This window comes from Bacillus sp. FJAT-28004, assembly GCF_001280845.1.
Lineage (GTDB): Bacteria > Bacillota > Bacilli > Paenibacillales > Paenibacillaceae > Pristimantibacillus.
The window spans coordinates 55,844-81,505 of the sequence record NZ_LGHP01000004.1 but is presented as its reverse complement, the minus strand read 5'-3'; the positions used below and the strand labels follow the sequence as shown (position 1 = coordinate 81,505).

29 protein-coding genes and 4 pseudogenes are annotated in these 25,662 nt (G+C 41.4%); 28 read left to right on the top strand and 5 right to left on the bottom strand.

What is annotated here, in order from left to right:
- Nucleotides 1-109 precede the first annotated feature (109 nt).
- The 4 genes from AC787_RS30395 to AC787_RS33475 all read left to right on the top strand — a co-directional run bounded on the left by AC787_RS30395 (nt 110) and on the right by AC787_RS33475 (nt 3,759).
- Nucleotides 110-1,096, top strand: a complete 987-nt coding sequence (locus AC787_RS30395) for a Gfo/Idh/MocA family protein (protein ID WP_054028730.1) — start codon at nt 110-112, stop codon at nt 1,094-1,096.
- Between the two features lie 317 nt (nt 1,097-1,413).
- A complete protein-coding gene (locus tag AC787_RS30385) occupies nt 1,414-2,013 on the top strand; it encodes a TetR/AcrR family transcriptional regulator (RefSeq protein ID WP_054028728.1) in 600 nt (199 codons plus the stop codon).
- A gap of 33 nt (nt 2,014-2,046) precedes the next feature.
- Nucleotides 2,047-3,177: a cytochrome P450 gene (locus AC787_RS30380; RefSeq protein ID WP_152970817.1), complete on the top strand. Its 1,131-nt coding sequence runs from the start codon at nt 2,047-2,049 to the stop codon at nt 3,175-3,177.
- 225 nt (nt 3,178-3,402) lie between these two features.
- On the top strand, nt 3,403-3,759 hold the full coding sequence (locus AC787_RS33475) for a GNAT family N-acetyltransferase (RefSeq protein WP_235561172.1): 357 nt from the start codon (nt 3,403-3,405) through the stop codon (nt 3,757-3,759).
- Between the two features lie 130 nt (nt 3,760-3,889).
- Here AC787_RS33475 and AC787_RS30370 read toward each other — a convergent pair whose 3' ends face one another.
- Entirely contained in the window at nt 3,890-4,084 is a 195-nt protein-coding gene (locus AC787_RS30370; protein WP_054028726.1) for a hypothetical protein, read from the bottom strand.
- Nucleotides 4,085-4,414: 330 nt separating this feature from the next.
- On the opposite strand from AC787_RS30370, the gene AC787_RS30365 reads away from it, so the two are divergent.
- From AC787_RS30365 to map, 9 genes and pseudogenes are all read left to right on the top strand, one after another.
- Nucleotides 4,415-4,906 (top strand): GyrI-like domain-containing protein, encoded by a 492-nt coding sequence (locus AC787_RS30365; protein WP_054028725.1) that lies wholly within the window; start codon nt 4,415-4,417, stop codon nt 4,904-4,906.
- Between the two features lie 301 nt (nt 4,907-5,207).
- Nucleotides 5,208-5,513: a PadR family transcriptional regulator gene (locus tag AC787_RS30360; RefSeq protein WP_321166202.1), complete on the top strand. Its 306-nt coding sequence runs from the start codon at nt 5,208-5,210 to the stop codon at nt 5,511-5,513.
- Nucleotides 5,513-5,860 (top strand): DUF1048 domain-containing protein, encoded by a 348-nt coding sequence (locus AC787_RS30355; RefSeq protein ID WP_054028723.1) that lies wholly within the window; start codon nt 5,513-5,515, stop codon nt 5,858-5,860. The genes AC787_RS30360 and AC787_RS30355 overlap by 1 nt, the downstream gene beginning before the upstream one ends.
- A gap of 9 nt (nt 5,861-5,869) precedes the next feature.
- On the top strand, nt 5,870-6,184 hold the full coding sequence (locus tag AC787_RS30350) for a DUF1048 domain-containing protein (RefSeq protein WP_054028722.1): 315 nt from the start codon (nt 5,870-5,872) through the stop codon (nt 6,182-6,184).
- A 51-nt stretch (nt 6,185-6,235) separates the two neighbouring features.
- A pseudogene (locus AC787_RS30345) lies at nt 6,236-6,705 on the top strand (ATP-binding cassette domain-containing protein); the annotation flags it as partial.
- A pseudogene (locus AC787_RS30340) lies at nt 6,701-7,185 on the top strand (ABC transporter permease); the annotation flags it as partial. The pseudogenes AC787_RS30345 and AC787_RS30340, both read left to right, overlap by 5 nt.
- A gap of 195 nt (nt 7,186-7,380) precedes the next feature.
- Nucleotides 7,381-7,830, top strand: a complete 450-nt coding sequence (locus AC787_RS30335; protein WP_152970816.1) for a DUF1854 domain-containing protein — start codon at nt 7,381-7,383, stop codon at nt 7,828-7,830.
- A gap of 284 nt (nt 7,831-8,114) precedes the next feature.
- Entirely contained in the window at nt 8,115-8,717 is a 603-nt protein-coding gene (locus AC787_RS30330; RefSeq protein WP_054028720.1) for a TetR/AcrR family transcriptional regulator, read from the top strand.
- Between the two features lie 236 nt (nt 8,718-8,953).
- The gene (gene map, locus AC787_RS30325) at nt 8,954-9,694 is read left to right on the top strand and encodes a type I methionyl aminopeptidase (protein WP_054028719.1); all 741 of its coding nucleotides are present in this window, start codon (nt 8,954-8,956) and stop codon (nt 9,692-9,694) included.
- 355 nt (nt 9,695-10,049) lie between these two features.
- Here the strand turns inward: map and AC787_RS34585 are convergent, their stop codons facing one another.
- Together AC787_RS34585 and AC787_RS30310 are read right to left on the bottom strand one after the other, a co-directional pair.
- Nucleotides 10,050-10,610 carry a hypothetical protein gene (locus AC787_RS34585; protein WP_054028717.1) on the bottom strand — a complete coding sequence of 187 codons (561 nt, stop codon included), beginning with the start codon at nt 10,608-10,610 and terminating at the stop codon, nt 10,050-10,052.
- Between the two features lie 367 nt (nt 10,611-10,977).
- A complete protein-coding gene (locus AC787_RS30310; protein ID WP_054028716.1) occupies nt 10,978-12,822 on the bottom strand; it encodes a PAS domain-containing sensor histidine kinase in 1,845 nt (614 codons plus the stop codon).
- 520 nt (nt 12,823-13,342) lie between these two features.
- On the opposite strand from AC787_RS30310, the gene AC787_RS30305 reads away from it, so the two are divergent.
- From AC787_RS30305 to AC787_RS33930, 6 genes and pseudogenes are all read left to right on the top strand, one after another.
- Nucleotides 13,343-13,690, top strand: coding sequence for a hypothetical protein (locus AC787_RS30305; protein WP_054028715.1), 348 nt, complete (start codon nt 13,343-13,345; stop codon nt 13,688-13,690).
- A gap of 159 nt (nt 13,691-13,849) precedes the next feature.
- On the top strand, nt 13,850-14,320 hold the full coding sequence (locus AC787_RS30300) for a pentapeptide repeat-containing protein (RefSeq protein WP_054028714.1): 471 nt from the start codon (nt 13,850-13,852) through the stop codon (nt 14,318-14,320).
- A 190-nt stretch (nt 14,321-14,510) separates the two neighbouring features.
- Nucleotides 14,511-15,119 (top strand): annotated as a pseudogene (locus AC787_RS30295) (chloramphenicol phosphotransferase CPT family protein).
- A 219-nt stretch (nt 15,120-15,338) separates the two neighbouring features.
- A complete protein-coding gene (locus tag AC787_RS30290) occupies nt 15,339-15,623 on the top strand; it encodes a hypothetical protein (RefSeq protein ID WP_054028713.1) in 285 nt (94 codons plus the stop codon).
- Between the two features lie 246 nt (nt 15,624-15,869).
- A complete protein-coding gene (locus AC787_RS30285; protein WP_054029037.1) occupies nt 15,870-16,355 on the top strand; it encodes a DinB family protein in 486 nt (161 codons plus the stop codon).
- Between the two features lie 80 nt (nt 16,356-16,435).
- Nucleotides 16,436-16,531: pseudogene (locus tag AC787_RS33930) on the top strand (DNA-binding response regulator); the annotation flags it as partial.
- Nucleotides 16,532-16,540: 9 nt separating this feature from the next.
- On the opposite strand, the gene AC787_RS30280 reads toward AC787_RS33930, so the two are convergent.
- Both AC787_RS30280 and AC787_RS30275 read right to left on the bottom strand, forming a co-directional pair.
- The gene (locus AC787_RS30280) at nt 16,541-16,906 is read right to left on the bottom strand and encodes a nuclear transport factor 2 family protein (protein ID WP_082361324.1); all 366 of its coding nucleotides are present in this window, start codon (nt 16,904-16,906) and stop codon (nt 16,541-16,543) included.
- Nucleotides 16,907-17,084: 178 nt separating this feature from the next.
- Nucleotides 17,085-17,936 (bottom strand): aldo/keto reductase, encoded by an 852-nt coding sequence (locus AC787_RS30275; RefSeq protein ID WP_054028712.1) that lies wholly within the window; start codon nt 17,934-17,936, stop codon nt 17,085-17,087.
- Between the two features lie 303 nt (nt 17,937-18,239).
- Here AC787_RS30275 and AC787_RS30270 point away from each other — a divergent pair, with 303 nt between their 5' ends.
- The 9 genes from AC787_RS30270 (at nt 18,240) to AC787_RS30230 (ending at nt 25,070) form a co-directional block, all read left to right on the top strand.
- On the top strand, nt 18,240-19,193 hold the full coding sequence (locus AC787_RS30270; protein ID WP_054028711.1) for an AraC family transcriptional regulator: 954 nt from the start codon (nt 18,240-18,242) through the stop codon (nt 19,191-19,193).
- A 206-nt stretch (nt 19,194-19,399) separates the two neighbouring features.
- Nucleotides 19,400-20,596: a sugar efflux transporter gene (locus tag AC787_RS30265; protein ID WP_054028710.1), complete on the top strand. Its 1,197-nt coding sequence runs from the start codon at nt 19,400-19,402 to the stop codon at nt 20,594-20,596.
- A gap of 585 nt (nt 20,597-21,181) precedes the next feature.
- Nucleotides 21,182-21,439 (top strand): MFS transporter, encoded by a 258-nt coding sequence (locus AC787_RS30260; protein ID WP_054028709.1) that lies wholly within the window; start codon nt 21,182-21,184, stop codon nt 21,437-21,439.
- 43 nt (nt 21,440-21,482) lie between these two features.
- Complete coding sequence (locus AC787_RS30255) at nt 21,483-21,890, top strand: cupin domain-containing protein (RefSeq protein WP_054028708.1); 408 nt, start codon at nt 21,483-21,485, stop codon at nt 21,888-21,890.
- A gap of 47 nt (nt 21,891-21,937) precedes the next feature.
- Entirely contained in the window at nt 21,938-22,378 is a 441-nt protein-coding gene (locus AC787_RS30250) for a cytochrome P460 family protein (protein WP_054028707.1), read from the top strand.
- Between the two features lie 126 nt (nt 22,379-22,504).
- A complete protein-coding gene (locus tag AC787_RS30245) occupies nt 22,505-22,969 on the top strand; it encodes a hypothetical protein (protein ID WP_054028706.1) in 465 nt (154 codons plus the stop codon).
- 135 nt (nt 22,970-23,104) lie between these two features.
- Nucleotides 23,105-23,593, top strand: coding sequence for an NUDIX domain-containing protein (locus tag AC787_RS30240; RefSeq protein WP_054028705.1), 489 nt, complete (start codon nt 23,105-23,107; stop codon nt 23,591-23,593).
- 280 nt (nt 23,594-23,873) lie between these two features.
- Complete coding sequence (locus AC787_RS30235; RefSeq protein WP_054028704.1) at nt 23,874-24,323, top strand: SRPBCC family protein; 450 nt, start codon at nt 23,874-23,876, stop codon at nt 24,321-24,323.
- Between the two features lie 204 nt (nt 24,324-24,527).
- Complete coding sequence (locus AC787_RS30230) at nt 24,528-25,070, top strand: hypothetical protein (RefSeq protein ID WP_054028703.1); 543 nt, start codon at nt 24,528-24,530, stop codon at nt 25,068-25,070.
- Nucleotides 25,071-25,662: the final 592 nt, after the last annotated feature.

Genomic DNA, 25,662 nt, shown 5'->3' with positions numbered 1-25,662 from the left:
GAAACCTGCCGCAATTGCAGCCCCTGTGTTCCCTTGTAGTAGGGAGGCGGGGGCTGCATGCGTGCGGGCGGGTAGAGCGGCAGAGCGCTGAAAAGGAGGATGGACAAACATGAAAGCTATTTTGGTAGGGCTAGGGGAAGCGGGATTTGGCTGGTATAAGCGATTACGCAGTAAGGGGCTTCTGCTGGCCGTAGTCGAAAGGGACCCGGCACGAAAAGAGAAGCTCGGAGACGATCCCGTACCTTTCTATACGTCGCTGGAGGAGGCGCTGAGTGGAGAGCGGCCGGATTTTGTTGTCAATGTCACTCCCCCTGCCGCGCACACGGCGGTGAACAACGCGGCATTCGACTGGGGGCTGCCGGTGCTTTGCGAGAAGCCGATTTGGTTCAACTATGCGGAATCGCTGGAAATCGTGGCAAGGGCGGAACGCGAGGGAATTCCGTTTATGATTGCAGAGAACTATCGGCATTTCCCATACATCCGCAAGCTGAAGGCATTGCTGGAAGAGGACGTGATCGGGGGAATTTCGTCGGTCGATATTGCATTTCGGCGATATCATCGGGTGAAGCGCGATTACGCGGTATCGGTGCTTGACGATATTGGCGTCCACCATTTGGATTTGCTGCGTTATTTGACGGGACGCGAAGGCGTCGCTGTCCAGGCGGGCATGTTCAATCCATCCGGCGGATGGCGGGAGGAGGGCGCCGTGCTTCAGACTATGGCGATTATCGAGCTGGAGGGGGGCATACCGGTCCATTATTCCGCGACAATCGCGTCCAGAGGACCGATGACCCCGTGGTGCGGAGTTTGGCGTATTGAAGGAACGAAGGGAGCCATATTGCTCGATAATGGCAGCATTGCCGTACATTTGGACGATGGGTACAGGACGGTCACGGAATATAGCGATATGCCGCAGAGCGACTCCTTGGACGAATTTCTTGCCTCTCTCGCAGAGGGTAGGGAAGCGGAGACAAGCGCCAGCGACTACTTGCAAACGCAAGCGCTTGTCCACTATACGAATATGGCTGCCAAGAGCGGAACGAGGACGACAATAGAGCTTCGGGCAAAGGAGGGTATGCGCCATGCCGAACGATAATGGTCCCGACGTATACCAAACCCCTGACGCAGCGATGGGGTGGGAGGAGGTCGCGTCTGGCGTATGACGGCTCTGCATCGGCAGCCCGGAGAAAGATTATCATATATTTTCATCACTATTCAAAAACATAGGCGTCAGCGTATTTTCACCACGAGTTCTGAATCAATTGTTACGGTAGCAAGTATATCCCGACCAGATAAAAATCAATGTGGAGACCTGCATCCATTAAGATTGACAATTATTTTACCAAGTGTTACCATAAACGTATTAGTTGTACTGACTAGTCAGTTTATTATGATGAGGAGAGACATTTCGCATTGAGCAAAACGAAAATCATGTCAGCAGCGATAGACGTTTTCTCGGAGAATGGATACCACCGAGCAAGTATGGACGATATCGCGCTTAGAGCAAAGGTCGCCAAAGGGACGCTGTATTATCATTTTCCAGGAAAAGCGCAGTTGTTTAAGACGATCGTGATGGATGGGCTGCAGGTTATTACCGATCGAATACGGAACGAGCTGCTAACTGGTCTTTCGTTGGAAGAGCAAATTAGGCGAATCATCCGGCACAATCTCGACTTGTTTCTGGAGTCCAGCGGATTCGCACATATCGTGTTCAACGAATTGTCCAACGGAATCGATCAGGAAGTACTGGAGGAATTGAATGAACTGAAGCTCGGCTATATTCATTTTATAGCAGGCGTGCTGGAAGGAAGCCGAGAAGAGGGGGTAATGCGCAATGTCAATTGCAGCTTGGCCGCTGCGGGGATGGTCGGTTTGCTCAACGGTTCCTGCGATTACTTTCTAACCTATGGCAGTAGTATGAACCGCGACGATCTTGAACATTTTCTCTACAAGATTATTACGACCGGGTTGTTCTTGACCCCCGGCGGCAAGTCGGATGGTATGTTGAACTGATTTCATTCTAAGCGGAAAGCGGCGATGCGGCGTATGAATTGGAAAACTGACAGCGAACTGATACCTTTGACTTGGTTTAAAGAAATGCGAAACTCTTCCCCTGTGGCGTTCAATTCGGAGCATAATACTTGGAACGTGTACAAGTACGACGATGTAAAGAAGATATTTGCCGATCATGAGCATTATTCTTCGAAAGGGATGGAAAGCGCCCAGGAGCCTATCAACTCGAGCATTCTAAGGCAAGATCCACCCAAACACCGACAGCTGCGCATGCTCGTTTCGCAAGCTTTCACGCCTCGGGCTATCGAAGCGCTGGTGCCGAAGATTGAATCGATCACGCAGCGATTGTGTGATCAAGCGGAAGAGAAGGGAAGGATGGATGCCCTTCTCGATTATGCTAGCCCGCTGCCGATCATCGTCATTGTCGAAATGCTGGGCATTCCGTCAGTGGATCTCGACCGGTTCAAGGAATGGTCGGATTCGCTGGTTGGGAATGACGGCGAACGATATCTCCAATGCCAGAAAGAAATGAGCGACTATTTTTCCGAAATCATGAATCGTAGACGGCACGAACCGCAGGACGATCTCATCAGCAATCTCGTTCATGCGAAGGTGGAAGGCGAGCAATTAAGTGATTTGGAGATCATCGGATTTTGCATTCTGCTGCTGGTTGCGGGGAACGAAACGACGACCAATCTCATAACGTCAGCCTTACTGTGCCTGGATAGCGACAGAGACGCAAGGGAGAGGCTCATCGAAGAACCTTCCATGATTCCGCAAGCCATCGAAGAGGTGCTTCGCTATTGCTCTCCCGTTCAAACGATGATTCGAACGGTTAAGAAGACGACTGTTCTGCGCGGCCAAACGCTATCGCCCGGACAAATGGTCAACATCTGGATCGGGTCGGCCAACCATGACGGAGACCATTTTGATACACCGGAAAGATTCGATATCCGTCGCAATCCGAATCCGCATCTGGCATTGGGACACGGCATCCACTTCTGCTTGGGCGCTCAGCTTGCCCGCTTGGAGAGCAAGATCGCCATTCAAACACTTCTTAGCAGGTTTCCTGACTATGCAAGAGATCGTTCGCACACACTGGAGCGGATGGACAGCTGGATGATGTTCGGGGTCAAACGTTTGCCGCTGGTTCTGGTGAAATAACCTTACTTTAACAGGCGCTTTTTACATGTTCAATGCCGATCAGAAGTCGTATAAGAGGAAGCAGCCTTAACGGGGAGAGGCTCTGGTGCTGGTGATGATTTTAAAAACGTGCCGTAGTTCTGGAAAGAAAAGATCTACCCATCAATGAATTTGATTAGCTGCGCTGTTAAATCGTTTGGTTACCGTGTCACGGTTGACTATGAGCTCCGGAATTCCTCATAGACTTTGAATATGAACGATTTTACTGCATTAGACATTACTGATAAACTCATTTTTCCTCATTACGATAGAGAAGATTTGTTTAAGGATCATGCTGGTAGAACTAGAGAAGAAAGAATAAGGGAGTTTGAAACCCTTGAAAACCCTAAATATCATGGAAGAGGTATAGGCAGTCGACTGATAAACCATGCCGAAAAAGTTAAAGGCAGCAATCTCCAAGTTGATGTGAATGAGCAAAATGAAGGAGCATACACATTCTATAAACGGTTTGGTTTTGTACAGACAGGACGATCGGAACTAGACAGATCTGGACGACTTTTTCCTCTACTGCATCTAATATTAAAAAGTTACGTTAACGGGTAACTATAGTTGAACAAACAAGGAGCAGTTTGCTACGCGGCAGATGCTCCCTTTCTTTGTTTAAGCTAACGGGCAGGTTAACTTGAAAAGAAAACGAAAGAGGCTGCTCCGCTTAGGAACAGCCTCAAATAAATTATTTTTTAAATATCTTCAAAATATCCAGTGCTTTGTTATAAACAAATCTTTCCCATCTCGCTAATAAACTATTTCCATTATCCCCGTTCGTGATTTGAGTAGCATGACGTTTATGAAACTCTGCTACTCGTTGATTATGTTTATTATGAAATGTGTTGAAACGTTGGTGGCGAAGGTTTGTTTTTGCGTTCATCGTTTATCCCTTCTTTCCATTTTTTATAATTATATCATGCATGATAATTCATCCACAATAAGTTCATCGTATACTAACGGGTAACGATAGTTGAATAGCAAACAACGATGAGTAGGCACTGCGGAAGCCTGCTCATTGGTTACATGTTGAATAAGAGCTAAGCTTACCACAGTTTGATGTAAGGTCATTAAGCTAACGGGACACGATAGTTCAACTTCGAAGGGTTGCCGCGCGGCGCCCCTTCGCTTTGCATAGCGAACAAATGTACGTCATAATATACATGCTATTATTGCTAAAACTGGTTGTGTGAAGAAACAGGAGGTTCGACATATGGAAGCAAAAGTTTTAGAGAAGCCGTCAATAAAATTAATTGGCTTATCCACAAATGTTACCCTTTATGATGTGCAACAAAACAGGACGACACTTAAGTTAGCGGCAAACTTTTTACAGAGAAGATCGGAAATTAAGAATTGTATAAACGAAAGAGAAGTATTTGGGCTTTCAACGGATCCTGAGGATTATAATCCTGAAACTGTCCCATTCGAATTTTTCGTTGGAATTGAAGTTTCCTCAGATGAGGACATTCCAGAAGAAATGATGTTTAGAGAGATTCCAGCAAATACGTATGTCTTATTTACATTCAAAGGTCCGTTTGAAAATGCAGGTGCTGTGCACGCTTACTTATATTCCACGTGGTTAAAACAAAGTGGATATGAACTTTCTGGTCTCTATAATATTGAAATTTACGATGAACGAAATTATGGTCCTGAGTCAGAGGAATCGATTACGGATATTATTTTTCCCGTTCGAAAGAAACAATAAAAATGAAGACACATCATGTTGCGCTAACTCGCAACGAAAGTTCAACCCCGAAGGGCTGCCATATGGCAGCCCTTCGCTACGCTATTCTAGCTAATAGATTGTCAATATTTAAAACTTAATGGATAAAGCCCGTGACCTCATAATACGAACGGGCAGGAGAGTTGAAAACGTAAAATCCGAGTCAGAGCAAACGATATTGACAAATCAACTACTACGTGTTACTTTATAGCTGTAGTGAGTATAACTAAGTACCGGAGATACAAAATAGCAAGGGGTGATTGTGCTGGAAAACCTAACGGAAATGCTCAAAGGGGTGCTTGAGGGCTGTGTCCTTGAAATTATAAGCCGCAAAGAAACCTACGGCTACGAAATCACGCGGCGGCTGAACGCCCTCGGCTTCACAGATGTTGTGGAGGGAACGGTGTACACTATCCTGATCCGGCTTGAAAAAAACAAGTTGGTGGAGATCACCAAGAAGCCCTCCGAGATGGGACCGCCGCGCAAGTTTTTCGTGCTCAACGACGCGGGACGCAAGGAACTACGGAAGTTTTGGGAAAAATGGGAGTTCGTATCATCAAAAATTAACGAGTTAAAGGAGGGAAAATAATGAACTTTTGGGAAAAAATCACCGGCAGCGACATGACTAAAGAATTGAAAACTTTTGAATCGCGAGCCAAAAAACTGCCGGCTGATTATCAAGCGGCATGGGAAAAAATTAATGCCAATCTTTGGCCGCACTCAGATTTCACCGGTCGCAACCTCATGCCAATTCTTGACGGTGTGCTTGGCCTACTCGAAGAAACGGCGTCGGACGGTCAGAGTGTCCAAGAGGTTTTTGGTGACGATATCAAAGGCTTCTGTTCAGCGCTGGCCGGCGAAGAAGGGGCAAAGTCTTTTCGCGACAAGTGGCGCGAGCAACTCAACAATAATATCGCGAAAAAATTAGGTAAATAGGAGGATAAAATGAGAATACAAGATATCATCGAAGGCAAAAAAGAGTGGCGAGCGCACATGGCGCGTGTCAAAGCGCTTCCGCAAGATTATCAATTTGTTTATAAAGAGATTCAAAAATATCTATTTAAAGTCGGCCCTGTTGAGCTAACCGACGGGACGGGTTTGCTATCGGGGATTATCGATCTTTTTGAAGAAGGCGCGGCCTTGGGGAAAGGCGTGCTCGAAGTGACGGGCAGTGACGTAGCGGCTTTCTGCGACGATTTAATCAAAGATTCAAAAACTTACGCTGACATCTATCAAGAATCTGTTGACCAAAAAAGGTAACAAGGCCATGAAAAGGTTACGGATAAAACGAAGTAAAAGGGGGATATCGGGGTGGAAAAAGCAATAGAAGAGAAAGGTCTGCGAAAGTCTTTCAAGGACACAGAAGTCCTAAAGGCGTCGAATTTGAAGTGAAGCGAGGTGAGATACTCGCCCTGCTCGGTTCCAATGGCGTGGGCAAGACAACCGCGGTCAAAATCCTCACTACGCTGCTCAAACCAGACAGCGGATCCGTTACAGTAAATGGATTCGACTTTACTTCCAACCCCGACCATGTGCGGCAGGCGATCAGTCTGACCGGGCAATTCACCGCCGTGGATGAAGTTTTGACCGGACGGGAAAATCTGATCATGATTGCAAAGCTGAGATACCTTAAAAATCCGCGTCTGGTTGCAGACGACATGCTTAAGCGCTTTGGTCTGACAGAGGCTGCCGTCCGCAAGGCGTCTACTTATTCAGGTGGTATGCGCCGCAGGCTCGACATCTCTTTGAGTCTCGTGGGAAAACCGCAGATCGTTTTCCTTACGCCTATTTTTGGATAAGCAACCGGGCATAATTGAGCGGTTCCACTCCATGCCGATTTCGCATTCCGCCGTGCTATGGGGGCATGTGCTGACCTCGGTAGTATCTAACGTCATTTCTGTTATCGTCATCATTCTCGTAGCGCTCATTATGGGCTTTCGCTCGTCGTCAGGGGGCTGCCTTGACTTGCCGAAGCCGGTATACTCGTGCTGTTTACGCTGACTTTATCTTGGGTCGCGGCTATTGCTGGACTGTCCGCAAAATCGGTGGAAGGCGCAAGCGCGTTTTCCTATCCACTTATCTTCCTGCCGTATATCAGCTCGGCGTTAGTGCCGACCGATTCGATGCCGACTGTCATTCGCGTCTTTGCTGAAAACCAGCCGGTGGGCAATGATATATGGGTCGCTCTTGCGTGGTGCTTAGGGATACTGATTGTCGCATATCTATTTGCGGTGCGTGCATACAAACGGAAAGCAGCTTAATGTTTTAAATGGTTGTCGATCTACGCAATGAGGCAGAGCAATGTTCTGCTGCCGGAGTAGACTTGTAGTGGATCAAGGTCTACATTTGTCGTTCATCTATCCTAATTTCCCCTCCTACTAACTTCTCTTAATCCAAATTTATAATGTAAATTAAGACTAGAATTGTATACCGATATTGGCCATAGTTTATTTCTCATGTCTTTATCTTCTGACGGTATTTTGCATTTGGAGCAGGAAGGTAAGGGTTTTGCCCGTGTAACACTAATTCGCAGTTTTCCGTATACAATGCCCGACAGGTTCATCTCGGTTCGCACGGCGGAAGGGCGTGAAATTGCAATAATACAGGATGTGAAGCTTCTCGCGGAAGATAGCTTTCAGGCGGTACGAGAAGAGCTTGACCGAAATTATATGATTCCTGTCATTACACAAATCCTGACCGTTAGAAAAAGAGGCAGCGAGTGGCATTTGCAGGTCGATACGAATTATGGCCCGGCAGAATTGGTGATGGATAACCTCCATGAAAATATCCAACCCGTAACGGAAAGCCGCTGGATGGTAACGGACAATGAAGGACGCCGCTTCGAGCTGTCCGATCCGGAGCAGATGGATGTCCGAAGCCGTGAATATTGGAAAAAGCTAATCTGATTAACGGTATGTAAAAGTCAGGAGGTATTCGTTTGGAATACACAGGGTCATCCGCTTATGACAACACTGATTTTTTTGTTAACTACTTATCGAGAAGAAACCGTTCACACACTGTCAATACCTATCAAATGAAAGCATGACTCGCCATTTTTCCCGACTCTTTTTCTTTGCTGGATAAAGCTTTATCCGAAAAAACAGGCGAATCGAAGTACTTGATCCATAATTCTAAATGATGTATATTAATTTTACATTGACATTACAGCAGGTCTAAAAAAGGAGGAGCCATGTCACCACGTACCAAAGAACAGAATGATGCGATCCGGGAGATGCGGATGAACCAAATTATGCAAGCGGCTGCGGAAGTATATTTGGAGAAGGGCATTCAATTGGAAATACGCGATGTTGCGGTCAAGGCAGAGCTCGGCTACGGAACCGTGTATCATTACTACAAAAATAAGCACATGCTTATGGAAGATTTACTGTGGGATGCCCTGAATCGAACGGAGTCGGCAGTACTGCCCGCTTTGACGGGGGACGGCGGCGGTTTGATTAAAGCTGAGTCGTTCTCCAGGCTGCTCCTGCGGAAGTGCATCCAGGATCCTTGCGTATTTATTTTGCTTAAAACGGTTGCGGATAATTTTCATCACTTCCCGGGAAACCGGTTCATCAAGCTGTTTGCCGATTTTCAGGAACGGATCTATTTGCCGTTTGTGGAAATGATTCGTGAAGGAATCGGTTCCAAATCACCGGAGAAAACAGCTAATCAGATATTTGGCTCGCTTGTTGGCTGCACAGCATTGAACATCCACCACAATATGCAGAACGAGATGGATGTGGAAGGGATCATCGATATGATTTTTTCAGGCATACAGTCAAAGGAGAGATGAATGGAATGGTTATCCTGAAATCGAGAGCAGAAATTGAAGAAATGAGAAAAACCGGCTGAATTGTCGCTGCTTTTCATCAAGCATCTCGGTATCGAAAAAGCTGTCGTCGGAAACCGGATCGGCGATGTGATGCACGCGGTTAAAAAGTGAGATGGATAAAGTGGAAGTCGACATTGGCGAAGTCGTGTCCCTTTTCTGCTATTAAAAATAATGTATAGTTATGGAGATAGAAAAAAATGATTGCAAAAACAGAAGAAGATTTTAATGGTTTGAAGGAAATTGGCAAAATTGTTGCCTTCATTAGAGATGAATTGGTACAAAAAACAATTCCTGGCATAACGACCAAAGAACTCGATGATATAGCCGGAGAACTTTTAGAAAAAGCAGGTGCAGTTTCAGCTCCAAAAGGTGAATATGATTTTCCTGGCTATACTTGCATTAGTCTTAATGAAGAAGTGGCACATGGTGTTCCGGGTCATCGGGTTATTCATGAAGGGGATCTAGTAAATATTGATGTATCTGCTTCAAAGAACGGTTATTTCGCAGATACAGGAATCTCATTTGTAGTAAGAGAAGGAGAAGAAGAATTAACGAAATTATGCGACGTTGCCAAAAAGGCATTTGAAGCAGGTCTTAAGAGAGCAAAACCCGGTTCCAAAAAAAGTGGAATCGGAAGAGCAGTATTCGAAACAGCGAGACAGCATGGATTCACTGTTATCAAAAACCTTACAGGACATGGTGTTGGACGTAGCATACACGAAGCACCTAACCATATTTATAATTATAATGATACATGGGATGATGAATTATTAAAGGAAGGAATGGTTATCGCATTCGAACCATTTATCTCAACCTTTGAAGAAGAAGTATTCCAAAAAGAAGACGGTTGGACCTATGCTACAGAAAAAAGCTATGTAGCTCAATTGGAACATACGATTATCCTTACTAAAAATGGTCCGATTATTGTCACACTTTAATTCAAGCATACAGGAAAAAAATATATTTATATTCATTTTGAGGTATTCAGCGGTTTTGGGCCATTCAGTATCTGACGCAGAACTTTTTGGAACTGGAAGAAGAAAACGTTATTCTACATTCTTAAACATCTCAAGATTTCTGCCTAAATTGCCGATTACCCGTCCTGCTGCAGGTGAGACAAGAAAAAGAGATGCCATCGACGGCAAAGGCCGGTCGATCGCACGCGAAAAAGACGAATATATGAGACCTTGCTCCATTTGGTTCAAGGTTTTTCATGTATTCGTCTCAAGCGCACAATCTAGGAATAGAAGTATTCAGCTTCAAAACTTTCTCTTGCAAAGCTTTAAGCTCCTATCAATTTAGCGAGCCGGACGTGATGCCGTTAATGATATATTTTTGCATGAAAATGTAGAACAGAATGAGTGGTGCAACCGCCAGGAGCATCATCGGGAAGAAATTCGTCCAGTCGGTCGAGAATTGCCCAATGTTGCGGAATACTTCTAAGAGCAATACACCCTTCGAACGAGATTGCAAGAACAACAATGGCGTCATGAAATCATTCCACACAGCAAGTGTATTCAAAATAGCTACAGTGGCCATTACCGGCGTAAGCAACGCGAACACAATCTGCCAGAATGTTCTCCAACCCCACAGCCATACGGAGACAATGATGACCGAATAAAGTGCGAGATGAGGATCTCCGAGAAAATTGAAGCGTTCAAAGCCAAGAGCGACTACAAGCTGATTAATCAAGCCAAAGTCGGAGGGTGAGTACATAAAATTCCAGAGAAAACCGATAACCAATACGCTGAACACCGCAGGAAGGAAGAACACAGCTCGCAGCAGATTTTTTGTTTTTAATTTTTTATTGAGAAACACCGCTAATGGAATGGCTAGTACATTCTGTCCAAGCATCGCGAGTACCGCATAGATTAAAGTGGACAGTGGGAGATATTTTGTTTTTGTATGCCCTATGTGTGCTGACTTGGGTTGTGGAGCGATTACAGTTTCCATAAGGCGTGAAGGGGAAAATATTATCTGGAGTAACTTTAGTCTTGAAGTGATTAATTGGTTGGAGTACTCAGACAGTATCTTATCTTCTATTATTCAAGAGTAAATAATAATCCGTTTAGTTGTTGAACTAACGGGTAACTATAGCTTAATAACCCAATCCAAACGAAAAGATAGGCAGTTCCATTGTAGGTTTTCCATTTAAGAAGTTTAAGAGATCATACGACCGAAAAATACCCCGTGGGGGAGGCATAGTCTTTTCGTATGGTCATTAAAACCTGTTTGTTAGGAACGGTAATGTGATTTTTATCGTGGTTCCTTTCCCGAGTTCGCTTTGAATGTCCAAGTGTCCACGATGAGCTTCAATGATCTTGAAACAAACCATCAAGCCTAGACCAGTACCTTTTTCTTTTGTCGTGAAAAATGGTTTTCCAAGATTAGCAATGTGTTCGTTATGGATGCCTGAGCCTTCATCACTCAACACAATTTGCAAAAATGATGTATCCTTGGCTATGACTTTCAAACTAATTGTTCCCCCAGACGGCATTGCTTCGATTGAGTTTTTGATCAGATTTATAAAAACCTGCTTTAGATGATTGGGCTCACAAAAGACCCGAGAGTCCAACGTATTCAGGCAGAAAACTACTTGAACATTATATAAATTAGCCTGAGGTTGCATCATAAATATGATATTTTCAATCAGTTCTTTTAGATCCGTTTCCACAAACTTATCCGCATGGGGCTTGGCCATACTCATAAATTCATTTACGATCTGATTAATTCGATCAATTTCCACTAGCATAATATCGACGTAAGCTGTTCCTTTCGATTTTAAAAGCTGTAAAAACCCTTTTAAAGTTGTTAATGGGTTGCGTATCTCATGGGCTATTCCAGCAGCTAATTCTCCCACAATTGAAAGCTTTTCCGCTCTTCGAATAAGATCTTCAGATTTTTTGCGTTCTGACATATCTCTAATTACGGTTTGAATGACAGGAGCACCTACATGTTTATCTATATAGATAGAAGATACCTCGACGTCAAGAACTGTCCCATCTAATCGCTGCAATTCAAGACTTGTAAACTCCATAAAGCCATCAGTTTCAATAACTCGATTTAATCTTTGCTTAAGCGTTTCATGGTAACTGGGACTTGAAAATTCGAAGATTGATCGGCCAATTAGTTCATCTGTTGTTTTGACGTTAAATAATTTTAACGCGGCATCATTGACGAAAGTAACGATGGCGTTCCTGTGCAGCACAATAGGCTCAGGAGATAGCTTCAGCACACGACTATATTCGAGCTCTCTTTGAGCAAGCTCAAATACTGCTTTTTTTCTTTCTGTAATGTCCCGAAATAATAGCTGTACCGATCTATTTCCAAGAAAAGGAAACGGTACGGCCTTAACTTCTATATGGACTATTTCACCATCCATCTTTATGAGCCTTTTATCCAGAATCGAAGAGGGCTGATTTGAAGTGAGTAACTGGTTTATCTCGCAAAGCAATATGTCTAAATCATCTGGATGAAAGAAGCGAATTGCGTTTTCACCAATCAGTTCTTCCGGTTTTGAAGCACCTATAAGGATCACGGCTGCAGGATTTACAAAAGTAATGATATTGTCCTGAAAAATCATAATCGGCTCTGGAGAGTTTTCGACTAATAAACGATAACGTTCCTCGCTTTCTTTTAACTGCGCTTCTGCCATTTTCTTTTCGGTAATATCCCTCTCGACGCCGACGAATGCAACAACCTCTCCGGAATCATCCCTCATTGCAGAAATGGTTACATTTGCATAAAAAGAACTTCCATCTTTTCTAAGCTTTATAACTTCATGTCCATTGTATTCTTCCCCTTGGATAATTCGCTCATATAATTCAAATACCTGTGCCTTACAATTCTCCGGCGTCATCGGCAAAATTTCACCAATTATTTCGTTTTCAGACCACCCATGAAGTTCCTCGAATTTCTTGTTAATACCTAGTATCCTTCCATCTCTATCAACAATAACAACACCATCAGAGGTAATATTCAGAAAAGATAAAATTAGTCTGGACTTATTTAATGAAGAGAAAAAATTTTTAATATATATCACCTGTTTCAATAGTGTAAAAAGCAATTTTCCATCTATTTTTGCATCATAGCTCAAATTAAAAATAAAATAAATGGCTGATCTGTTGGTCGAGGTTATTTTTTAATAAAAAAGTGATTAATCGATGCATATTCGACAGATTTTATTTCAATTTTATTTTGAAATACATCCTGTTTCCTGATGGCGTACTTAAACTAGCAAAGAGCATTCCCCAATAACATGCAGTCAGCGTGTAAAGTTGCCCATTTGTTCAACGCGTTCTCGCAATTATTATTCTTCATTAAGTCTTCGCCTTGTAGTGCCTGCTCAATGAATTATGATAATGACTGCCCCTGATGAAGGAGAACAAGAACATGTATCGATAGCCGCAATTACCGTACCGGCCCCATTACTTTACTAGCTGGAAAGGAACGTATGATAAAATGATGGCATCAACGTCATTAAACTGACGAGGCACTATAGCGTAACAATTAACAGAAGGAGACTACCAACATGGAACGGCAGCCTCATTAGCTAACGGCCAGTATAATAACATAGAGGTGATCGAATGATGGATAAAGAATTACGACAATGGGCTGTTAAAAATGATATTGAAAAAACAACCATTGCTGGTTTTTGGTTTTGCTTTAATAATTACATACAAGAAGACCCAGGGGAGTTTAGACAAGTATTTGGTGATGATTTTGATGCTAAGCTACTAACAATAGATATGAAAAGCGTAGCATTATTCATAGACACGTGGGATGAAACGAAAGTGTACGAAGGCTACTCATATGATTTCGATTATATCGTATCCTATATACCGATTGTATATAAGAATAAAAAACTAGGTATTTATAAAATGCTGTATACATTAGAAGGTCAATCTTTTGACGACTTCTTTGTTCTTGATTAAACAGTTAAGCTGTTAAGCTAACAGGACACGATAGTTGAACAAACAAGGAGCAGTTTGTTTTAAGCTAACGGGCAGGTTAGTTTAATGGATAATGAAGGAAATATTATGGTGCACGTTGAAGTATAGAGAGCAATTCATTTTAATAAGGGGGATAACCAGATGAGCTTAAAGGTGGAACCGTTGGATTTGCAAAGGGCAGATATTTCAGGGTCTAAGTGGCAGGAGGTCAGAGCTGAGGAGCTTGATATCGATAATGTCAGCTTGGCAAAGACAAAAATTAATAACGTAAACATGAGTGATATGTCTTTGAATGATGTTAATATGGGTGGAATTAAAATCTCGAACGCAAACTTATCGGGTTTAGGTATTCAGCATGCTAACTTTAGCCACGCTGTTATTGACCATGTCCATCTTTTTGGAACAGAATTTCATAATGTAATTCTTCCTCAAGAAGGAGACGGAAACTACAATCCCGAGGGACAATATAAACCAGTAAGTTTTCATAATTGTAACCTGTCAAACGGACAGTTTAATAATTGTGATTTAACAAATGTTGAAATAAATGCATGTGACATTTCAGGATTAAAAATAAATGGTATCTTAATTGCTGATTTACTCCATAACAAATAAACAACAAAGAGCGGCAGCTTCGGCACCTGTTTTGATTTGACTCCGCTAAATAACGAAGTTTGGTTACGCTAACGGGCAGGATTGTTCAATAACTTCGCGAATACTTCAAAATTGATAATTTTCGTGAAGTTCGTAAATACACTGTTAGCTGAAAGATACGCAATAATAAAATTATGAAAGGCGGATTCTATTGAAGCCAGGGATTATAGTTCTTCTTAATGGAACTTCAAGTTCTGGAAAGACAAGCATATCTAATGAATTATTAACTCAAATTGATATCCCATTTCAACATTTATCATTTGATAATTTTATTAATGGGCTATTTCATAGTTATAAAGATTACATTAACAGTACCTATCCGAGTATTGAAACATATGGTGCAGAGGATGGACAATTAGTAAATCAAATTCTTACAAATCCGTTGATTTCATTATACTACTCGACAATATAACTATTTTCAGCGATGGGAAACAACGTAGTTGTAGATTCTGTTATAGGTAATGACAAATGGTTCGATACTTGTATTGAATTATTATCGGATCACCCTGTCATATTCGTAGTAGTTAAATGTTCAAAGAAAGAACTTGCTAGAAGAGAACAACTTAGAGGAGACAGGAAGGTTGGTTTAGCAAGTTCACAATACGATAACGTGTATTGCTTTAATGAATATGATCTTGAATTCAATACTGAAATAATGAGATCGAGTGAGTGTGCCAATGAGATATTAAATTTTATAAGATCTAATAAAGAATACACTGCTTTTAAGAAGTTGATTAAGGGGAAAAGTGTAAGTAAGTAGTTCAAGAAGGCGTATCCATCAGCTAACACCATATTCACGCTTCGGGCCATTCGGCTCTCGGTCCTGTTAAGCTAACGAGGAACGTTAGCTCAATAAAACAACGAAATTCAAGGACTTTATTTTCTCTTCCAAGGCTGCCGCTGTTTTTATTGTTGGGGCCAGTCTAATACTTTATTTTCTTTCTACAGCATTAAAGTCCTTGATAAGAAGGGCTTATTTTTGATCGCAACATCTTTAACTTCCTCAAAATCGCTGGATGACACGCGGCTGGTTATTTCGAATGCCGGCTGGGAGCACGTGAAATCAGACATCTACATGGTACATGATTACGAATGCAGGGAAGAAATATTGAAGAGCAGATATGACGAAGGAGCAGTCGGTCAAGAGCGATCCGCAAGGAAGGAAAATTATCGTGCCGGGCTACTCTTACAACAGCGAGCCGGTCCAGCTCTCGGAATATGGAGGTATTTCAAGCTGAACGCAGGCGAGAGGCCAGTGTTATAAAACAGGAAGGGTAATCTCTCTAAATATCCCCTCAATGAAACAGTGAAAGAAGCGTTTATGATCGGATGAACCGCGCACTGTCGGCCTAAGGGGATTTTTTTGATGCGCAAAAAATCATTCCGTAATGTTAAAGGTTCGTTATACGTGTTTTCTACGTAGATCCTTGTTTCCCGATGTAGTAAGCTATTAGTTATTAGATGGCGTTTTAGAGGTCTGGGCTGGTCATAAAAAAAGGAGGAATACATGTTGCATATTATGTTTCGTTACAATTGGCTGGTCAGGGAACAATGGTACCGGTGGTGCGAGGACATACCGGAGGAAGAATTGCTTCGCATCCGAACAGGCGGCGTCGGCGGGATTTTGCACACGCTCTTCCATATTGCCGACGTGGAATGGAGCTGGATACGCGCGCTTCAAGGGAAACCGGATTTCCAGGAAAGCTTTGAGAATTACGCAACGCTTGAGAAAGTGCGCAAACTGGACGAAGCATTCAAAGCGGAAGTCGAGCAATTTGTGAATGCTTGGGACGGCAGTATGGAGAACCGTCCGTTCTACGACCCGCAACAAGACGGAAGAGTGGCGGTCGACACGTGGGGCGAGGTCATTCGCCATGTGATCGCCCACGAGATCCACCATATCGGTCAATTGTCGGTCTGGGCGCGAGAAGCAGGGAAAAAACCCGTTTCCGCTAATCTTATCGGTAAAGGGCTAATGGACGTATCGGAGAGTTAATCGCGAAAGACGGCGATGGAAGCGGTTGAGCTCATTCATGCTATAATAATGTTCCATAGTCATAAATTAAGGAGCACAGCATGAACATACTTATTGCAGATGACGATCCCGACATGCTCAAAATTGTGGAAGCTTATTTTAACAAAGAAGGCTTTCGCGTATTCCCTGCGCAAAACAATATACCATTATTGTGTTAACAGCTTTGTGAAAGACAATGATGCTAGTTTCCATTGTTCCTCCTGAAGCACATATATCTCTGTAACCACAAATGGATTCGTCACTTCATTTCCCCCAACAACAGCTATCAGGCGTACCTTATTTAGAAGAATAGCAGTTGTGCCAATTAGCCGAACAGATGTTTCTTGAATTTCTACATTCTTATAAATAATAGAACCGTTATTAATTACATCAATTTCTTCGTTTTTAGAAAATGTTGCCCCCATGTGGACGAATACGGCTTTTTCGTGAAAAAGATTACTTAAATTATCTAGTTGTTTCTCCATCATCCATTCCCATTTACTCTTTGAAAGGTCAATAATTACTTGTTCCATATTGTTTCACTCCTTTTTGCTTGTGGCGATCTCTAGAATTTCTTCGTATAACGCATGCTAAGAGAAAAAGGGCAGATGTCAATGCATCCGCCCAAGGAGTCAAATGTAGTTCATGGCTTTCAAGCGACGCCGAAACTCGCACCGGGAACTGTTTTATTGTAATTGTATTTCCGATGAATTAGATTTCGAGTTTTCGTGTACCAAGCCATTTCACCATTTCTGGATCGCGATGAGAAAAGAAGAGACTTTGTTTCATATCTAATGTGGCAATTGACTCTATGTCCTGCTGGCTTAATTCAAAATCAAAGATGTTGAAGTTTTCAGTAATTCTATCTTTACGAACCGATTTTGGAATCGCAACGATTTCTCTTTGTGTTAACCAACGTAGAACCACCTGAGCAACGGATTTGTTATATTTTTCAGCTATGGATACCAATAGCTCATTTTGGAACAAGTTATTTTTCCCTTCAGCAAAAGGTGCCCAGGATTCGATCTGTACATTGTTCTCTTTCAAGAATTTGGAATTTTCAATTTGCTGGTTGAACGGGTGCGTTTCAACCTGGTTTACAGCAGGAACGACATCATTATGAACAATTAAATCAATCAGACGATCCTCATGGAAGTTACTAACGCCGATTGCACGGATCTTTCCTTCACGATACAATTCTTCCATAGCGCGCCAGGAACCGTACACATCGCCATATGGCTGATGAATTAAGTACAAATCCAAATAATCCAATTGCAATCTTTTCAAAGATTTTTCAAATGCTTTTTTGGTGCGCTCATAACCGGTATCCTGAACCCAAAGCTTTGTCGTAATAAATAATTCTTCTCTTGCCACGTTACTACGCTTGATCGCTCTACCCACTGCTTCTTCATTCATATAGGAAGCAGCTGTATCAATAAGCCTATAGCCTGCCGAAATGGCGTCGTAAACGCTTTGCTCACATTCATTTAGATCAGCCATTTGAAAAACACCAAAACCGATAATTGGCATTTCAACGCCATTGTTCAACTTTACTTTTTGCATTTTCAATCCTCCAGTAGAATTTTAACATGGTCATCTTAATACAGCTCAAATCCAATTATTTATTTTTTTTCATTTTAATGAGAATTATTCAAAGTGATTTCTTCCTCCTTGAAAAGCAAATTTGTATAACTCAAAAACGCCTGGATTTAACGTTACGAATTAGCTCGTGATACTATTATGCGTGCGTGGGCAAAAAACGGATATTCAATTCGTCTCAAATGATTGCCTAATCCTCTCAATTCCATTTCTTATTTGCATACTAATGGCGTATAATAAAACAAAATAAAGCATTAAGGAGGGCTTATGTTCGAAGAAACTAAATCACGTCAGGATAAGCTTACAAGTCTGATTAGCAGTCATTGTAAACAGGCAGGAGTAATGCAGACAGAGATCCCATCTTTGTTCTTAATTCGTTCGGATAAGGCGGATGAAAGAGCATATCGAGTATTCAGTCCCTCTTTTTGTTTTGTTACCCAAGGGTTGAAAGAGCTATTACTAGCTGATGAGCGTTTAGAATATGGCCCCTCAAATTACTTAATCACCTCCATGAACCTTCCGGTTATCGGGCAAGTTATTAAGGCTTCACCTGATGTTCCATATTTGAGCTTGAAACTTGAATTAACTCAGAATGAAATATTAGAGGTAATGAAAGAGGCTCAATTAAACCCCCATCCAAGAGACAATGGTTCACGTGCCATGGTTGTTGGGCAAATCGAATTAACGATTTTGGATGCTGTCCTTCGTTTGGTTCAATTGCTCGACTCTCCTCTAGATATTCCGTATCTTGTTCCAATTCATAAGAAAGAGATCATTTACAGACTTCTGCTAGGGCAATATGGTTCGACTCTGGCACAAATTGCAATCGAAGGAAGCAACACCTATCGCATCAGGGAAGCAATCGATCAAATTATCCAACAGTATGATCAGCCTTTGAAAATTGAAGAACTTGCTGATGTCGCGAGTATGAGCGTCTCTTCGTTCCATCGACATTTTAAAGAAATCACGGCTATGAGCCCGCTTCAATTTCAAAAACAGTTGCGGCTGCAAGAAGCCAGGAGCCTATTATTAAGGGAGTCGGCGGATGCTACCGAGGTTGCGTATCGGGTTGGCTATGAAAGTGCATCCCAGTTTAGTCGCGAATATTCTCGAATGTTTGGTTTTCCTCCTAAGACGGACATAAAGCGACTCAAGGAAACCTATGAGCAAAAAGCGGAAAATGCTGATCAAAACCTGGTTGGGGTATCCAATTTGAATTAATAGCATTCGTTTTAAAACAACTATAAAAAATATGGAAAGGCAGCTGGTCTCAATCCAGCTGCCTTTTTTGTTGTACATCACTTTTGAATTGTCTATTGAGTAAACCATTAGAGAGAATTAGGCAATCATTTGAGACAATCGAGATAACGGTCTGCCAATCGTCTCATGCATAATGAGGATACACTACTGCACTTAAGGAGACTAAAATGTACATACGTCTAAAAAAATTATTAGCAATTGAGGGATATCGTCTATTTATCATCTGTGTGTTAATGGTCGGCATAGGAATTTCAATTACTTTGCCTTATCTAGCTCTTTATTGTATAGAGGAATTGGGAATGAGTGCAGGAGCCTTTGGCTTGTTCACAGCCGTAAGTTCATTATGTGGCGTGATGGCGAACACGTATATTGGTAAACATTCGGATCGTAAATGGGACCGTAAACTAATTATTATTGTAGCCACGATTTCATCAGCGTTAGCTTATTCATCCTATGTCGTATTTGATAACTATTTCGCTTTGCTTATTATCGTTAGTTTTTTTAGTGGTTTGGGGGCTGCCGCCATGCCTCAAATTTACGCCTATGCTCAGGAATCAGCTAATGAAAGCAACTCCGATGACAAGACGTTTGCGATGTCTACATTGCGAACACTTGTTTCGCTCGGGTTCCTGATTGGCCCTTTAATGGGTACCATTATTTTAGGGGTTGTTGGCTATAGGGGACTCTTTCTAGGGACATCTACCATTTTTCTAGCCATTTCATCTCTTGTACTCCTATATCTGCCTAGTAGAAGTACAGTTCAAAAAAAGAGATCTGGTACCGCAAATAAGTCTTCAATAAGCCGTAAACAAATTTGGTATCCGTTGATAGCCTTCATCTTTCTGTTTGCGGTTAATGCCATAAACGGGATTATCACGCCACTGTTTATTGTAAAAGAGCTTCATGGCACACATACAGATATAGGATTGGTTGTGAGTATTTGTGCTGGATTGGAGATTCCCATTATGTTTGCGCTAGGCGCTATGGGAAGAAGGTTATCCAATCACTTCTTAATGATTAGCGCCTGCTTAATTGCGATCCTCTACAATATTATACTCAGTGTTTCTACGGATACCTGGCAACTTATCGCAGCACAGCTTCTGCAGGCCGTGGTCGTTGCAATAGTTATGGGCAACGGACTAAGCTATTTCACGGAGCTGCTTCCAAACTCACCAGGGATGTCCTCGACGATCTATTACAATGGGTCCATAATTGGTAGGTTATTAGGAAACTTAGGTGGCGGTATTATTGCTCAGTTTGCAGGGTTACGTGACGTTTATTGGGTATGTATTGTAATTGCATGCATCTCTTTCTTTATTTTATGGCGTATTAGACCTCAAAGAAGTATTGAAGCTGACACTTGAAAGTGATTGGTCAGAAATCACACATCACTCAGAAACTGACCAAATTCAAAAGTCCAAAAATGATCGAACTATGGAGGCTGAAGACCCACCTTACAAAATAGTATGGTGGTTTTGTTGTTGAGTCATATTATTAAATTTGAAAGGGGGAATATTGTATTCTGATACACTCAATATTTAAGACGATTGATTGATCATTCATTGTTACCAGGGCAATTCCGGCCTACGAAGGGGGGGCGCTGTTCCGTTGAGCTAGAGATTTTCCTTTTTAAAGCAGCCAAGGATTGCAATTACTCTTAGCGTTACATTCTTCATGTTTATTGGCTTTTCACTGGTCGATACTTATATTGCTCCGTACTTGACAGCCGTTATGCCAACAATGGAGACAAGTATAAGTTTCGTTCTCTTGATACTGAGGATAAGGAGCTAAATTGGTTCCAGACTTGGTGGCTTCTTGGCAGATCGGATTGGCATAATGCGCACTCTCTTAATCTCCATGGCCACTCAAGCCCTAGCTATTGTTGTGGTGCCAGTAGTATCAAACTGGATAGCGCCAATCATTGCGTTGCTTATGCTAAGGGAGATCGCATGCTGGACATTCGGTCCTGCACAAACCTCGTGTCACTTGCACCGCAATCCTCCTGGATTGTGCTTAGTCTGAACAGCACTTTCGTGCAACTCGGGTTTGCTTCCGGTGCAGACTTTGGGGGAATTACTGTTGGAAACTTTTCAATTACGGCGGTAACATGGATCAGCGCGACTTCGGCAATGTTAGCTGCAATCATCGCGATATTGTCATCGCCTTTTCCATTGAGCAAATATCCTATGTACCTATTATTGAAATAATATTTGACCAACTACCCAAGTTGGAAAATTGGAGGAATTAAAAATGGCAAAACATGAAGAAGTAAAAAATGGAGTTATTTTCCCCATGGGCGAAAAAAATGAAGCAAACGCACAATTTTTTGTGGGACAAAGTTACCTTAAAACATTGGTTGCTGATCCCAAAGTGAATGTTAGTGTTGGGAATGTAACCTTTGAACCAGGATGTAGAAATAATTGGCATATTCATCGTGAGGGATTTCAGCTTTTATTAGTAACAGGTGGCGAAGGTTGGTTCCAAGAAGAAGGAAAAGCTGCTCAATTCTTAAGAGCAGGTGATGTTATCGTTATCCATGATGGTGTAAAACACTGGCATGGTGCTAAAAAAGACAGCTGGTTTGAACACATTGCAATCACTGCTGGTAAGCCAGAATGGTTAGAACCCGTTTCAGATGAGGAATATAATCAGTTGTAAAATTTAACAATCATTACGCAAAAAAGGCAGCCGAATCGGCTGCCTTTTTGCTTTCTTTAGTTAGATGTCTCCTCAATGTACTTCCGGAGAATTATACTGATGATTTAATCTACACGACTATAGACCGTGGAAATGCTCATGAGAAACTTAATGCAAGTCCAGAAACAATTGAAGCGGTACAGAACGGCGTGCCGATGCCCGATGGCACTGTATTAACTCTTGAAATTTATAGAGATGAAGTATTTTCCGATATATTTGTAATGGAAAAGCGCTCTGACTGGGGCGACCAACCAACAGAGAAGCAAAATGGCGATTGGCGTTTTCAAGCTTACAATGTAGATCGATCATTAAATACCAAAAGGGATGTAGCAAGTTGCATTTCTTGTCATGCATCTCAGGAACGGGATGACTATATCTATACGTTAGATGAGATGAAGACTTTTCAGATCAAGGATATTTTTCACAATAAAATTAAGACTCGACCTTAGTTCTGCTGGGCATTAAGCTCTAACGGGCAGGATAGTTGAATAATCAATCGAAAAATATTAATGGTAATTTTCCTGTTTCATTTGCTATAATTCCATAAAATGGTCATTAGAATGGAGTTGGTTTTAATGAATATTATGTTTGTATGTACCGATAATTTTACTCGAAGCGTAATAGCTGAATTTTGTATGAAGGATTTTCTCCGTAGTATTAATAAGACTTCAATTAAGGTTGCTTCCGCTGGGATAAGAGCAAATAGTGATATTAGCATGTATTCCAATATTCACTTTAATATAATGAATGAATTGAATATAGACACCATTGACTTCAAAAGAACGCTTTTTGATGAAAATCACTTTAATGAGTACGATATAATTATTGCAATGAGTGAACTTCATAGAGATTATATTAAAGAGAAGTTCAATCGTGAAATCCCATTATTCAATGAAGTATATAACGGTCAAAAAACAGCAGTGAATATAGGTGCTCCCGATAGTGAAGATTTTGTGGAACAAATGAAAAAATTGGTTCATTTCTTTTATGAAGCAGCGCCCCGTATCATACATAATCTAGAACAGAAGGCTATTCTTTAATGAGTGGTTTCTATTTCATCAAAAATGACATAATTAAGCTGGCGAAGTCAACGAGTACATTACGCTAACGGGCAGTTTAACGAAGAGACAAATTGCTGAAAAAACGTCTAATAAGTTAGTTTAGGAGGGGATATTTTGGTTAGGAATACGGCTAAAGCAATTATTGAATATGATAATAAGGTACTCTTTATTAAGAAAAAGATTGATAATATAGGTATTTATTACACATTACCAGGTGGGGGGCAAGAATCAGGCGAGACAATGGAAGATACTATTCTACGCGAATGTACTGAAGAATTGAATATTAATACGACTATTAAAAAATTTATTTGTGTTAGAGAATATATTTCTAACAATCACGAGTATTCTTTTTTAGTTAAACAAGTGCATGCGATTGAATTCATCTTTCTTTGTTCATTTGGTACCGAAGAAAAGCTTAGTCATTTACAGAATGATGTTGCACAAATTGGATTTGAATGGATAGATATTTCAATGATAATTGAGGCTTTACAGCAAAACAAAGAAAAGAATGTTCTGAAGTTCCCTCAAACACTTAGAGATTTTTTATTTGAATATTACATAGCCCATAGTATAAAACCATATTCAATATTTAAATTAATTTAATACAGAAATCTGTTCAACTAACGGATAACTATAGCTCAATAAATACGACGAGATGGTAGCCTGATATTGAAGTTAATTGCGAAAGTAAAGAACTGACGCTGAAAAGTTATTGAAGTAATGGGACACTATAGCTTAACAATCACCAATTCGAGGCTGCCGGCATGCAACGGCAGCCTCGTTGAACTATCGGGCAGTTTAACTCAATAAAGCAGGGTATAATGAGACGATATCGAACTTATTGTTATCAAATGTAAATGGCTATGTAGAGGAGGGGTGACTCTTGCCAATTATAAAAATATCCCTGTTTATTAAAGCACCTATTCAGGTGTGTTTTGATTTGTCACGCAGCATTGAAATTCACATGGAATCGACCTCACATACAAATGAAAGAGCGGTAAAAGGTCGTACTAGCGGGTTGATTGGACTAGGAGAAACCGTAACCTGGGAAGCTACACATTTCGGAATTCGCCAGCAACTAACATCAATCATTACTGAGCTTGATCCACCTAATAAATTCGTGGACGAGATGGTTAGTGGTGCTTTTAAAAGGTTTAGGCATGAACATACATTTGAAATACAAGATGGTGGGACGTTGATGACAGATAGATTCGACTATACCTCACCCTTTGGGCCACTTGGTATGTTAGCAGACGTGATGTTTTTACGATCGTATATGGAGCGTTTACTCTTGCGACGAAACGAATATATAAAAAATAATGCCGAAAAATGAAAAGCGATACCCAATATAGGTTCATTACTCTAACGAGGAACAATAGTTGAACGAACATATAAGGAGCAGATTGCTACGTGGCAGTTGCTCCCTTTATTTGTTAAGCTAACTGGCAGTAGTGTTCCATTAATCTATATTCAATTCTAGTTATAACTTTTCATCTCTAAACTCGTCTATAATGCAAAAGGAGGGAGGAAGATTGCATTGAAGAAAGTGTTTCTTGTACTGGTTTTTGTTCTGGTTGTAGCGACAGGATGTTCATCTGCCAGTAAAGTCATTCCGATTCAGTTTGAGGAAACCATTGGAGACTTAGCTTATGAAATTCAACTGAGTAAAAATCAATATGAAATGAATGATGAAATTGAGGTTAACGCGAAGGTGACTAATCTAGGGAAAGAGATGTTAACATATGTTAAGGGCAGTTCCAGTTGTCCTAACAACGTATGGATACAGATCGTTAATCAAGATTCGAATAGATATTTAGCGAATAAGCCAGTCGACCAAAGTTGCACATCTGACCTTGCCAAATCACAATTAGCACCAGCTCAAACGGTTGAACAAAAGTTGATTTTCGTTCCGAAGTATTACGGCAAGTCTAATCTTGAGCCTGCAATCCCTGGCACTTACGATGTGAAGGTTTCGTTGCCTCCAGAAGATATCGAAACTACTGAAGATTATCAATCAAAGCTAATAAATGAACGTCCTAGTTCAAAAACATCGATAATGGTCCACGATGCTAAATCGTAACAGTTAAGAGTTTTACAATTGCCCCACTAACGATAAGAAATTTGAACACCGAAAGGGCGACAACGCGGTAGCCCTTCGTTACGCTAATGGGTATCGATATTGGAGGAGCTTGCTCGCTGCAGCTCCTTTAGAATAATCAAACTATAGAAGGTAGTTAGGGGAATGTTTATGAAAACCAAGGTACTTGAAGTATTAATTTGTATTGTCCTAGGCTTTTTTTCAGGTTTATTACTGAGTGGGACTGGGAGACATATTGAAGAAAGTGGAATTCATATTTTGCTCGGATGCATCTTTTGGATTTCTGTTTTTTCTTATCTCAAAAATAAATGATCGACTTGTTATTAAACTAACGTGCAGGATAGTTGAAGATCAAACGCGGGGAACCATACCATAAATAACGGCAAGTAATTTAGACAGTTGCTTACGGCGCAATGACGATTTCGGTCTGCTAGATGAAGACGAGCACAATGCTGTCACCCAGAATTATTTATTTCATGATTTGGAACAAGGTCTTGAGCCAGAGAAAAGACGATCCTCAGAGTAGGGGCAGGTTTGTAAGCTGACGGAGAGAAAACTTTGATTAGTAGCTAAT